This is a genomic window from Nevskiales bacterium (assembly GCA_035574475.1).
In the GTDB taxonomy this organism is placed as follows: domain Bacteria; phylum Pseudomonadota; class Gammaproteobacteria; order Nevskiales; family DATLYR01; genus DATLYR01.
In genome coordinates, this window is sequence record DATLYR010000077.1 from 1 (window position 1) to 11,760 (window position 11,760).

At 66.8% G+C, this 11,760-nt stretch carries 11 protein-coding genes; 7 read left to right on the forward strand and 4 right to left on the reverse strand.

Annotation, left to right across the window (positions count from 1 at the left end; genetic code table 11):
* The 4 genes from VNJ47_04200 to dnaA all read right to left on the reverse strand — a co-directional run.
* The coding region (locus VNJ47_04200) for a DNA gyrase subunit B (GenBank protein HXG28032.1) at window positions 1-1,427 on the reverse strand (1,427 nt) is incomplete at its 3' end.
* 67 nt (window positions 1,428-1,494) lie between these two features.
* Window positions 1,495-2,571 carry a DNA replication/repair protein RecF gene (gene recF / locus VNJ47_04205; protein HXG28033.1) on the reverse strand — a complete coding sequence of 359 codons (1,077 nt, stop codon included), beginning with the start codon at window positions 2,569-2,571 and terminating at the stop codon, window positions 1,495-1,497.
* Window positions 2,572-2,663: 92 nt separating this feature from the next.
* Window positions 2,664-3,764, reverse strand: coding sequence for a DNA polymerase III subunit beta (gene dnaN / locus VNJ47_04210; GenBank protein HXG28034.1), 1,101 nt, complete (start codon window positions 3,762-3,764; stop codon window positions 2,664-2,666).
* A gap of 272 nt (window positions 3,765-4,036) precedes the next feature.
* Window positions 4,037-5,350, reverse strand: a complete 1,314-nt coding sequence (gene dnaA, locus VNJ47_04215; GenBank protein HXG28035.1) for a chromosomal replication initiator protein DnaA — start codon at window positions 5,348-5,350, stop codon at window positions 4,037-4,039.
* Window positions 5,351-5,631: 281 nt separating this feature from the next.
* Here dnaA and rpmH point away from each other — a divergent pair, with 281 nt between their 5' ends.
* The 7 genes from rpmH to aceE form a co-directional block, all read left to right on the forward strand.
* The gene (gene rpmH / locus VNJ47_04220) at window positions 5,632-5,769 is read left to right on the forward strand and encodes a 50S ribosomal protein L34 (GenBank protein ID HXG28036.1); all 138 of its coding nucleotides are present in this window, start codon (window positions 5,632-5,634) and stop codon (window positions 5,767-5,769) included.
* 41 nt (window positions 5,770-5,810) lie between these two features.
* On the forward strand, window positions 5,811-6,167 hold the full coding sequence (gene rnpA, locus VNJ47_04225) for a ribonuclease P protein component (GenBank protein HXG28037.1): 357 nt from the start codon (window positions 5,811-5,813) through the stop codon (window positions 6,165-6,167).
* The gene (yidD, locus tag VNJ47_04230) at window positions 6,155-6,415 is read left to right on the forward strand and encodes a membrane protein insertion efficiency factor YidD (GenBank protein HXG28038.1); all 261 of its coding nucleotides are present in this window, start codon (window positions 6,155-6,157) and stop codon (window positions 6,413-6,415) included. The genes rnpA and yidD overlap by 13 nt, the downstream gene beginning before the upstream one ends.
* Entirely contained in the window at window positions 6,408-8,126 is a 1,719-nt protein-coding gene (yidC, locus tag VNJ47_04235; protein ID HXG28039.1) for a membrane protein insertase YidC, read from the forward strand. The genes yidD and yidC overlap by 8 nt, the downstream gene beginning before the upstream one ends.
* A gap of 163 nt (window positions 8,127-8,289) precedes the next feature.
* Window positions 8,290-9,639, forward strand: a complete 1,350-nt coding sequence (gene mnmE / locus VNJ47_04240) for a tRNA uridine-5-carboxymethylaminomethyl(34) synthesis GTPase MnmE (protein ID HXG28040.1) — start codon at window positions 8,290-8,292, stop codon at window positions 9,637-9,639.
* A gap of 61 nt (window positions 9,640-9,700) precedes the next feature.
* Window positions 9,701-10,105 (forward strand): DUF3617 family protein, encoded by a 405-nt coding sequence (locus tag VNJ47_04245; GenBank protein ID HXG28041.1) that lies wholly within the window; start codon window positions 9,701-9,703, stop codon window positions 10,103-10,105.
* 186 nt (window positions 10,106-10,291) lie between these two features.
* Window positions 10,292-11,760: pyruvate dehydrogenase (acetyl-transferring), homodimeric type (gene aceE / locus VNJ47_04250; protein HXG28042.1), on the forward strand; the 1,469-nt coding region annotated here is incomplete at its 3' end.

The window sequence follows — 11,760 nt, forward strand, 5'->3', positions numbered from 1 at the left end:
GATCCCAGCACCTCGGCCGACTCCACCTCCCAGGTGTTCAGAATCTTTCCGCGCAGCGGCAACACCGCCTGATATTCGCGATCGCGCGCCTGCTTCGCCGAGCCGCCGGCGGAATCGCCCTCGACGATGAAAAGCTCGGACTTGGCCGGGTCGCGCTCCTGGCAATCGGCGAGCTTGCCCGGCAGGCCGGCGATGTCGAGTGCGCCCTTGCGCCGGGTCAGCTCGCGCGCCTTGCGCGCCGCCTCACGCGCACGCGCCGCCTCCACCACCTTGCCGGCGATGGTCTGCGCCTCGCGCGGGTTCTCCAGCAGAAAAGCCTGCAGTTTCTCGTTGACCGTGGACTCGACCACGCCCTTGACCTCGGACGATACCAGCTTGTCCTTGGTCTGCGAGGAGAACTTCGGATCCGGCACCTTGACCGAGATCACCGCGGTCAGGCCCTCGCGCGCGTCGTCGCCGGTGAAGGCGATCTTCTCCTTCTTCGCCAGCCCTTCGCTCTCGATGTAGGCGTTGAGCGTACGCGTCAGTGCGGCACGGAAACCGGCCAGATGCGTGCCGCCGTCGCGCTGCGGGATGTTGTTGGTGAAACAGTAGATGTTCTCCTGGTAGGAGTCGTTCCACTGCATCGCCGCCTCGACCGTGATGCCCTGGCTCTCGGCCTTGAAGTAGCAGATGGTCGGGTGCAGCGGCGTCTTGCTCTGGTTCAGGTGCTCGACGAAAGCCTTGATGCCGCCGACGTACTCGAAGGTGTCGCTGCGGCCGCCGGCCTCGTCGGTGAGCGTGATGCGCACGCCCGAGTTCAGGAACGACAGCTCGCGCAGCCGGCGCGCCAGGATGTCGTAGTGGAATTCGATGTTCTTGAAGATCTCGGGGCTCGGGTGGAAGCGGATCTCGGTGCCGCGGCGCTCGGTCTCGCCGACCACTGCCAGCGGCGCCTGCGGAACGCCCAGCCGGTACTCCTGGAAGTGGGCCTTGCCCTCGCGGTAGATGCGCAGCTGCAACAGGTCGGAAAGCGCATTTACCACCGAGACGCCGACGCCATGCAGGCCACCGGAGACCTTGTACGAGTTCTGGTTGAACTTACCGCCGGCGTGCAGCACGGTCATGATGACCTCGGCCGCCGAGCGTCCCTCCTCCGCGTGGATGTCCACGGGGATACCGCGGCCGTCGTCGATGACGGTGACGCTCTGGTCCGAATGCAGGATCACCTCGATCTCGGAACAGTAGCCGGCCAGCGCCTCGTCGATGGCGTTGTCCACCACCTCGAACACCATGTGGTGCAGGCCGGTGCCGTCCTCGGTGTCGCCGATATACATGCCCGGCCGCTTACGCACCGCGTCCAGCCCTTTGAGGACGGTGATGCTGGAGGAATCGTAGCGATCTTCGTCGGCGGTCGCACCGGCCTGCGTGTGCGGAGTTTCAGTCATGAGGGCGGCGGCGCCGCGTTGTCGGCGGCGTGGATTTGATGAGCGGAGAACATGCGCAATTGTAGCATCAGGCCCTGCGCCTGACCTGCCCATGTTCCACGTGGAACATGGGGTGGCCGCCTGCGCCGTCTGGGATCTGGCCCGGCTCCAGGAAACTCAAGAAGGCTTGTGCGCCCTGCGTCTGGATGGCGTCGAACAATCGCGCGCGTGAGCGTGCGTCCAGCTCCGCGGCGAGGTCATCGATCAACAGCAGCGGCAGGCACCCCCGCCGGCGGCGCAGCAACTCGGCCTGCGCCAGCAGCAGGCCTGCGGAGATCAGCTTCTGCTCGCCGCGCGAGGCCCGGGTGCGCGCCTGCAACCCGTGCAGGCGGATACGCAGGTCGGCGCGGTGCGGCCCCAGATGGGTAAAGCCGAGTTCGCGGTCGCGCACCAGCGCCGCGGCCAGCGCCGCAGCCAGCGTCTGCCCCTCCGGCCAGCCGGGCGCATACTCCACGGTGACCGCGGCGGCATCGAACAACCGCAGCATGATCCCGGGCAGCACCTCGTCGAGCGCGCCCAGATAGCGCCGCCGGACCCGATCGATCTGTTCCGCCTGCTGCGCCAGCTCCACATCCCAGGCGCAGACCTCGGCCGCGGGCGCGGCGGCACGCAGCGTGCGGTTGCGCTGGCGCAGCGCCCGCTGGTAGCGCAGCCACGCCGGGTAGAACCCTTGTTCCACGTGGAACACGCCCCAGTCGAGGAAGCGCCGGCGCTGCTCGGGCCCCTCCTCCAGCAGCCGGTGCAGGCGCGGGTCGATCACCTGCACCGGGAGCGCCGCCACCAGCTCGACGATGCCGGCGTCCTCGCGCGCGCCGATCTTGATGCGGCTGTGCCGGTCGCCGCGCAGGACGCCCAACGACGTCTCCAGCCCGGTGCCGTTGCGCACCCGGCCGAATACGGACAGCGTGCGTGCACCGCTGCGGATCAGGCGGTCGCTCGGCGTACCACGGAAGGATTGGGCGCGGCCCAGGAAATAGATCGCCTCCAGCAGGCTGCTCTTGCCGGAGGCGTTGTCCCCGATGATCAGGTTGATGCCGGCGCCGGGTGCGAGCTCCGCCTCGGCGATGCAGCGGAAGTTGCGGATACGCAGTTCGGTCAGGTGCATGCGCGAAGTATAAAGAGGGGGCGCTGCCGCGCGTCCTACAAAAAATAAGGGGCGGTTGCCCGCCCCCGTTGCGCCCGGTTCCGCATACGGCCTTACAGCCGCATCGGCATCACCACGTACTGGCAGGCATCCGAACCCTTTTCCTTGATCAGGCCGCTGGCGTCGGGGCCGGTCAGGTCGAGGGTGAAGGACTCGCCCTCCAGCCCCCCGAGCGCGTCCATCAGGTAGGTGACGTTGAAACCGATCTCGATCGGCGCGCCCTCGTACTCGACCTCCAGCTCCTCCTCGGCCTCTTCGTGCTCGGGGTTTTGCGCCTGCAGCCGCAGTTTGCTGTCCTTGAGCGTGAGCCGCACGCCGCGGAATTTCTCATTGGACAGGATCGCGGTGCGCGCCAAGGCCTGCCGCACCGCTTCGCGCCGGCCGGTGAGCCGTTTGTCGCCGGCTATCGGGATGACCTTCTCGTAATCCGGGAAGCGGCCGTCCACCAGTTTGGTGGTGAAGCGCGTCTCGCCCAGGGTGATCTGCAGGTGGTTGGGGGTAAACGCCAGCCTGGCCGGCTCCTCGCCGCCGTCGAGCAGGCGCTGCAGCTCGGTGATGGCCTTGCGCGGCACGATCACCTGGATCTCCTCGCTCACCGGCAGGCTGCCGGTGGCATCGCACAGCGCTAGGCGGTGGCCGTCGGTCGCGACCGCACGCATGCGGTCCTTGCGGACCACCAGCAGCAGGCCGTTGAGATAGTAACGCACGTCCTGGTGCGCCATGGCGAAGTGGGTGCGGTCGAGCAGCTGCTTGAGCGCCGGCTTGGGCACACTGACAGACTTCGCTTCCTTGATCTCCTCAAGGAATGGGAATTCGTCGGCATTGAGCGTGGACAGGACGAAGCGGCTGCGGCCCGAGGACAGTGTCAGGCGCTGGTCCTTGAGCTCGCACTTGATCTCGGCGTCCTCGGGCAGGCCACGGCAGATGTCGAACAGCTTGCGCGCCGGCACCGTGGTCGCGCCTTCCTGCTTGACGCTGGCCGGCACGCGCGTGACCAGTTCCAGCTCGAGGTCGGTCCCCGCCAGCGTGAGCCCCTGCTTGTCGGCCTTCAGCAGCAGGTTGGACAGGATCGGCATGGTCTGTCGACGTTCCACGACGCCGATCACGGTCTGCAGGCCTTTGAGCATTTCACCGCGCGGGATCTGGAATTTCATGAGTCTCCTCTGCCTCCGCTTCCCTGTCTTAATGAATCAGATCGAGATGAAAGCGATGATAATGGTTTACCGGTGGTTTTGTGGGTAACTATTATTTCGACAATGATATCAATAAGTTGCGTTAATGGTCGGCTAGCGCAATCCGGTGGTTCGCGCGTCGGCCTGTGCGTGCACACACTGTGGATATTCCGTACACGACGCGTGCATGAGGCAACGGCCTGAAATCATCCAGAGCTTGTGCACAGCCGTGGCAGGTACTGATCCACGGTTTATTACTGACTCAAAGTACGCAGCAGGTTGAGGTAATCCTCGTCCATGCGCGTGTCGCTGCCGCGCAATTCCTGGATCTTGCGGCAGGCGTGCAGCACGGTGGTGTGGTCCTTGCCGCCGAAGGCCTCGCCAATCTCCGGCAATGAATGGTTGGTCAGTTCCTTGGACAGCGACATCGCGATCTGCCGCGGCCGCGCCAGCGAACGGCTGCGTTTGGCCGACAACAGGTCCGACTGGCGGATCTTGTAGTAGGCCGCGACCGTCTTCTGGATGGTCTCGATGGTCACCTGCCGGTCGTAGACCGACAGCATGTCCTGCAGCACTTCCTTGGCGAAGTCGATGGTGATCTCGCGGCCGGTGAACTGCGCGCTGGCGGTCAGGCGATGCAGAGCGCTTTCCAGCTCGCGCACGTTGGAGCGTACGCGCTTGGCGATCAGGAAGGCCACCTCCTGCGGCAGCGCCAGGCCGGCGCGCTCGGCCTTGTTCATGAGGATGGCGACGCGCGTCTCCAGCTCCAAGGGGTCGATGCCGACCGACAGGCCCCACAGGAAGCGCGATTTGAGCCGCTCTTCCATGCCGTCGATCTCCTTGGGCAGGCGGTCGCAGGTGAGGATGATCTGCTGCTTGCCCTCGAGCAGTGCGTTGAAGGTGTGGAAGAACTCCTCCTGTGTGCCCTGCTTGCCGGCCAGGAACTGGATGTCGTCGATCAGCAGTGCGTCCACCGAGCGGTAGAAGTTCTTGAACTCGTCCATCTTCTTGTGGCGCAGCGCGGCCACGAAGTCATTGGTGAAGCGGTCCGAGCTCACGAACAGCACCCGCGCGCGCGGCTTGCGCTCGAGGATGCGGTTGCCGACGCTGTGCATCAGGTGGGTCTTGCCCAGGCCCACCCCGCCGTAGATCAAGAGCGGGTTGTAGGACAGGCCCGGGTTGTCCGCCACCTGTTCCGCTGCCGCGCGCGCCATCTGGTTTTCCTTGCCGACCACAAAGGTGTCGAAGCGGTAGCGCGGATCGAGCTTGCTGTCGTGGGTCGGCGCTGCCGGCTCCGCTTCCTCGGCCACGCGGGCGCGGCGGGTCGTGGGCAGCGTGCCGACGCGCAAGGACACATCGGGCGTGCGGCCGTCCAGCAGCTCGGTGAGCGCATCGCGGATCAGCCCCAAGTAGTTCTGCCGCACCTTGTCCAGCACCAGGCTGTTGGGGGCCAGCAGTTCAAGGCGACCGTCGGCTTCGACCGCATGCAGCGGCCGGATCCAGGTGTTGAGGTCCTTGTCCGCCAGCGCGGACTCCAGACGGCGGACACAGAGTTGCCAAAGCGACACCGAAAACTCTCCTGCGAAAAGCGCCGCGTGGCCGCGGGACACGAGATGATGGAACCGCCGGCGCCAACTGCGAAACGGAAAGGCGCCGTCACCCGGTCGTGGCCGGGCGCATTCGTCGGCGGGAACGGCAGGCAGTCTAGCGCGGACCGGAAAAGTTATCCACAGAGCCGCGGCGGCCCTGCTATTGCCTTGAAAAAGCAGCCAAACACCGGCAGAATGGCGCCCTTTCCGCGCGTCCTGCCGCGCGTGGCGGCGCCCCCGCCAGCCTTTCGGAGATTCCCATGTCCAAGCGCACCTACCAGCCCAGCAATCTGCACCGCAAGCGTACTCACGGCTTTCGTGCGCGCATGGCCACCCAGGGCGGCCGCGCAGTCCTCGCCCGCCGCCGCGCCAAGGGCCGCGCCCGGCTCACGCCCTGATCGACCCTGCCGCTGGCCGCGCGGCCGGCGCACTGATTCGATTGTCTGGACACGCTTTTCCGAAAGCGGCGCGGCTCACGCAGCCGCGTGAATTCAAGCAGGTGCTCGACAGCGGCCAGCGCCAGAGCGATGCCTGTTTCACTCTCGTTTCTTCACCCAGCATCACCGGACAGCCGCGCCTCGGTCTCGTGGTGGCGCGCAAGCATCTGCGCCGCGCCGTGGACCGTAACCGCGTAAAGCGCATGGTGCGTGAAAGCTTCCGTCACCACCGCGCCGGCCTGCCCGCCCGCGACATCGTGGTGATGGCGCGCGCCGCGGCCGGCGGCAAGCCGGCGCCGGCGCTGCGCGAAAGCCTGGCCCGCCACTGGCGCAGAATGGCCGAAGCATGCGCGCCCTGATCCTGTTCGCGATCCGCCTGTACCAGCGTGCGCTCAGCCCGCTGCTGGGGCCGCGCTGCCGCTACTATCCGAGCTGCTCGCAGTACGCATACGAGGCCGTGCTGCGCTTTGGTGTGCTGCGCGGCAGCGGGCTGGCCCTGCGCCGTCTCGCGCGTTGCCACCCGTTGGCGCCAGGCGGTTACGATCCGGTGCCCGGCTCGAACGATACCGAAAACCAACATCAACACTGCAGCCATTCCCATGGATAACCGCCGCTTCATCCTGTTCTGCGCCCTGGCCGCGATCCTGTTCCTGATGTACCAGGCCTGGCAGAAGGATCACGCCCCCAAGCCGCCGGCCTACGCGGAAAAGACGCCCGCGCCGGCCACGCCGGAAATGGATGGCGAGTTGCCGGCACCGGGCCCCGCCGCGGCCGCGCCCCAGGCGAGTGCAACACCCGCCGCCGAGCCGGGCGCCGAGGCGCCGCTGGCACCGGGCGAGGTGGTGCGCAGCGCCGGCCGCGTGCTCGTGACCACCGACGTGCTGCGGGTCGAGATCGATACCTACGGCGGCGACCTGCGCCGCGCCGAGCTGATCGGCATCCCGGTATCGAAGACGCGGCCCGAGCAGAACCTGCACCTGCTCAACGACCGCCTGCCGAACTTCTTCATCGTGCAGAGCGGGCTGGTGGACGCCGCCGAGACCGCGCCCTCGCACCGGAGCCTGTTCAAGGCCGTGCAGGCGCAGTACGCGCTGGCCGAGGGACAGGACCGGCTCGAGGTGCGCCTCGACTGGCAGGACGCACAGGGGCGACGCGTGTCCAAGGTTTATGGTTTCCACCGTGGCGACTACCAGATCGACCTGCGGCACGAGGTGAGCAATGCCGCCAGCGAGGCCTGGACGCTCAGTCCCTACGTGCAGTTCTGGCGCACGCCGCACAGCGAGTCCGAGGATCCGCCCTTCATCAAGACTTTCCACGGCGTCGGCTACTACGAGCAGAAGAACGGCGGCGGCAGCTACCGCTTCACCAAGGCCAGCTTCGAGGATCTGGAGGAAGAGCCGGTCAGCCTGCAGCAGACCGGCGGCTGGAATGCGGTGATGGAGAACTACTTCATCGGCGCCGTGATCCCGCCGGCGCAGGACACGCACCGCTTCTACGCCAAGCCACGCGCCATTCCCGGCGCGCGGCAGTCCGCCTACGTCGCCGGCTACGTCGGGCCGCTGCAAACCGTGGCGCCCGGCGCGCAAGCCGTGTTCGAGACCCGGCTCTTCATCGGCCCGAAGCTGCAGGACCGCCTGGCCGACGTCGCGCCAGGCTTCGATCTGACGGTGGACTACGGGATGCTCACCATCCTCGCCAAGCCGCTGTTCTGGCTGCTGGAAAAACTGCACCGGCTGGTCGGCAACTGGGGCTTCGCCATCGTGCTGCTGACGCTGGTGGTCAAGCTCTCGTTCTGGAAACTGTCCGAGGCGCAGTACCGCGCGATGGCGCGCATGAAGAAATTCACCCCGCGCATCCAGCAGATCAAGGAGCGCTACGCCGACGACCGCGAGGGCATGCAGCGCGCGATGATGGACCTCTATAAAAAGGAAGGCTTCAACCCGCTGGCCGGCTGCTGGCCGCTGTTGGTGCAGTTCCCGGTGTTCATCGCGCTGTACTGGGTGCTGCTGCAGAGCGTCGAGCTGCGCCAGGCGCCCTTCATCCTGTGGATCCAGGATATGTCCTCCCCGGATCCGTACTGGGTGCTGCCGGTGCTGTTCGGCGTCAGCATGTGGGCGCAGCAGAAGCTCTCCGGCACCGCCGTCACCATGGACGAGATGCAGCAGAAGATCATGATGGCGATGCCGATCATGCTGACCGTGTTCTTCGGCTTCTTCCCCGCGGGTTTGGTGCTGTACTGGTTGGTCAGCAACCTGATCGGCATCGCGCAACAGTGGTACATCACGCGCAAGATCGAGCGCGAGGAAACCGCGAAATAACACCCTCTCCCTAAGGAAACTCTGATTCATTCGTCACCCCGGCGAACGCCGGGGTCCAGAGCCTTGAAAGTCGCTGGATTCCGACTTTCGCCGGAATGACGAAGAGAATGGATCAGAGGCTCCCTAACCCTCTCCCAGAGGGAGGGGGGGTAAACTTTCCGCGATGCCCCTGCCCCCCACCGACACCATCGCCGCCATCGCCACGCCGCCGGGGCGCGGCGGCATCGGCATCCTGCGCATCTCCGGCCCGCGCGCGCAGGACATCGCACGCGGTTTCTGCAGGCGCGTGCCGCCGCCGCGGCTGGCGACGCTGGCGAAATTCCGCGACGCGGACGGCAGCGCGCTCGACACCGGCCTCGTGCTGTTCTTCCCCGCGCCGCACTCCTACACCGGCGAGGACGTGCTGGAGCTGCAGGGCCATGGCGGCCCGGTGGTGCAGGACCTGCTGCTGCAGCGCGCGCTGGCGCTGGGCGCGCGGCTGGCCCGGCCCGGCGAGTTTTCCGAGCGCGCCTTCCTCAACGACCGGCTGGATCTTGCACAGGCCGAGGCCGTCGCCGACCTGATCGACGCCGGCAGCGCACAGGCCGCGCGCGCGGCCCTGCGCTCGCTGCAGGGCGAGTTCTCCAAACAGGTGCACGAACTGGTCGAGGCGCTGATCCGCCTGCGCATGCACGTGGAAGCCGCCATCGACTTTCCCGAGGAGGAGATCGATTTCCTCTCCGACGACAAGATCCGCAAGCAGCTGCAGGCCATCGAGCAGCGGTTTGCGGACATCCTGCGGCATGCACAGCAGGGCGCGCTGATGCGCGAGGGCATGACCGTGGTGCTGGCCGGCCAGCCCAACGTCGGCAAGTCCAGCCTGCTCAACCGCCTGGCCGGCTACGAGGCCGCCATCGTCACCGAGATCCCGGGCACCACGCGCGACGTGCTGCGCGAGCGCCTGTCGCTGGATGGCCTGCCGCTGCACGTGATCGACACCGCCGGCCTGCGCGACAGCACCGATCCCGTCGAGCAGGAAGGCGTGCGCCGCGCCCGCGCCGAGATCGAAAAGGCCGACCGCGTGCTGCTGCTGGTGGACGACCGTGCCGGCGTCACCGCCGCGGAGCGCGCCATCCTCGACAGCCTGCCGCCGAATCTGGCGCTGACCCTGGTGCGCAACAAGTGCGACCTGAGCGGAAACCCGCCCGGGCTTGCGCGCGAAGACGGGCAGGACGTGCTGCGCATCTGTGCACTCACCGGCGCCGGCGTGGATGCGCTGCGCGAGCACCTGAAGCAATGCATGGGCTACCAGCCGGCGGAGGGCGAGTTCATCGCCCGGCGGCGGCACCTGGATGCGCTGGATCGCGCGAACGCCGCGCTGGATCGCGCCCGCGAACAGTTGCAGCGCCGTGCGGGCGAGCTGGTGGCCGAGGAACTGCGCCAGGCCCAGCAGGCGCTGGGCGAGATCACCGGCGAGGTCACGAGCGACGCGCTGCTCGGCCGCATCTTCGCCAGTTTCTGCATAGGGAAATAGTCGGCCAGTCGCTTATACTGGGCCCCTCACCCCCGCGCCGTTCGCTGAACGGGAGACCGCCATGCAGAAAAAATCCATTCTCTTGTTGGCCGCAGCCGCGTTGGCGGCGCCCGCTGCCCATGCCGGCGATGACATGCGCCCCGGCCAGTGGCAGGTGACGCAGGTCATGGAAATTGCCGGCACCTCGATGCCGCCGCACACCCTGACCTACTGCCACAAAACCAGCGATCCGAAGGAACAGGCGCTGCCGCCCGGCCAGACCCTGCCCGAGGGCTGCAAGGCGGGGAAGATGGAGCGCAGCGGCAACACCATGCGCTGGAGCTTCAGCTGCACCGGCGAGAACGCCATGCAGGGCACGGGCGAGATGACACAATACGCCGAGCGCTTCGAGGGCGTCATGCGCATGAAGACCCAGGAGGGCGAGATGGTCACGCGCATGCAGGGCAAGCGCCTCGGCGACTGCTGACGCCGGCCGTAATGCCTCAGGGTTTGCACGCGATTCTTTACTGGTGCTGAGCCTGCCGGGCTGTTAGAGTCATGGATAGCCCGGCCCGGGCTTCTCGTCATAAGAGACGAGGCAGCACGGGCTGGAACACCGGATGCTGGTGCCGCCCTTAAGAGGGGCGGCGCGACAGCGCAACGGAGATACGACATGGCCGACGGCAAGAGCCGCGCGCGCGGAGAAGATCCGGCGCTGCGAGCCGACCTGGACCCGACGGAAACCCGCGAGTGGATCGAAGCCCTCGACGCGGTACTGGAGCGCGAAGGCCCCGAGCGCGCCCATTTCCTGCTGGAAGCGCTGATCGAGCGCGCGCGCCGCTCCGGCGCCTTCATTCCCTTCTCGCCGCACACCGCCTACGTCAACACCATCCCGCCGCACCGCGAGCAGCGTTCGCCGGGCGACCACGCGATCGAGTGGAAGATTCGCTCGCTGATCCGCTGGAATGCGATGGCGATGGTGATCAACGCCAATCGCGAGCACGCCGGCGTCGGCGGCCACATCGCCAGCTTCGCCTCGGCGGCCACGCTGTACGACGTCGGCTTCAATCATTTCTTCAAGGGCCCGGATCATCCGAACGGTCCTGACCTCGTGTACATCCAGGGCCACAGCGCACCTGGCATCTATGCGCGTGCCTATCTCGAGGGCCGTCTCACCGAGGACGACCTGCACCGCTTCCGTTCCGAAGTGGCCAGGAACGTCAAGGGCCGCGGCCTGTCGTCCTATCCGCATCCCTGGCTGATGCCGGATTTCTGGCAGTTCGCCACCGTGAGCATGGGCCTCGGGCCCATCATGGCGATCTACCAGGCGCGGTTGATGAAGTACCTGCACAACCGTGGCATCGCCGATATGAAGGACCGCAAGGTCTGGTGCTTCTGCGGCGACGGCGAGATGGACGAGCCGGAGAGCCTGGGTGCGATCGACATCGCCGACCGCGAAAAACTCGACAACCTGATCTTCGTGGTCAACTGCAATCTGCAGCGGCTCGACGGGCCGGTGCGTGGCGACGGCAAGATCATCCAGGAGCTCGAGGGCATGTTCCGCGGCTCCGGCTGGAACGTGATCAAGGTGATCTGGGGCGCGCTGTGGGACCCGCTGCTGGCGGCCGATAAGGACGGCCTGCTGCACAAGCTGATGCTGGAGACCGTGGATGGCGAGTACCAGAACTTCAAGGCCAAGGGCGGCGCCTATACGCGCGAGCATTTCTTCGGCAAGTATCCGGAGCTGAAGGAGAAGATCGCGTCCTGGTCGGACGAGGACGTGGCGCGCCTGAACCGCGGCGGCCACGACCCCCACAAGCTCTACGCCGCCTATTACGAGGCGGTGCACAACGCCCAGGGCCGGCCGACGGTCATCCTTGCCAAGACCGTGAAGGGCTATGGCATGGGTGAGGCCGGCGAAGGCCAGAACATCACCCACCAGCAGAAGAAAATGGGCGAGAAGGCGCTGCGCGAGTTCCGCGATCGTTTCAACATCCCCATCCCCGACGAGAAGATCGCCGCCACCCCGTTCTACCGGCCGCCGGACGACTCCGCCGAGGTGCAGTACCTCAAGCAGCGCCGCGAGGCGCTCGGCGGCTTCCTCCCGCAGCGGCGCGTCGAGAACGACCGGCTCGAGATCCC

Coding starts and splice junctions, on each gene's coding strand:
- recF (HXG28033.1), bottom strand. CDS start 2,571: ATGCACCTGACCGAACTGCGTATCCGCAACTTCCGCTGCATCGCCGAG.
- dnaN (HXG28034.1), bottom strand. CDS start 3,764: ATGAAATTCCAGATCCCGCGCGGTGAAATGCTCAAAGGCCTGCAGACC.
- rpmH (HXG28036.1), top strand. CDS start 5,632: ATGTCCAAGCGCACCTACCAGCCCAGCAATCTGCACCGCAAGCGTACT.
- yidD (HXG28038.1), top strand. CDS start 6,155: ATGCGCGCCCTGATCCTGTTCGCGATCCGCCTGTACCAGCGTGCGCTC.
- yidC (HXG28039.1), top strand. CDS start 6,408: ATGGATAACCGCCGCTTCATCCTGTTCTGCGCCCTGGCCGCGATCCTG.
- mnmE (HXG28040.1), top strand. CDS start 8,290: ATGCCCCTGCCCCCCACCGACACCATCGCCGCCATCGCCACGCCGCCG.
- VNJ47_04245 (HXG28041.1), top strand. CDS start 9,701: ATGCAGAAAAAATCCATTCTCTTGTTGGCCGCAGCCGCGTTGGCGGCG.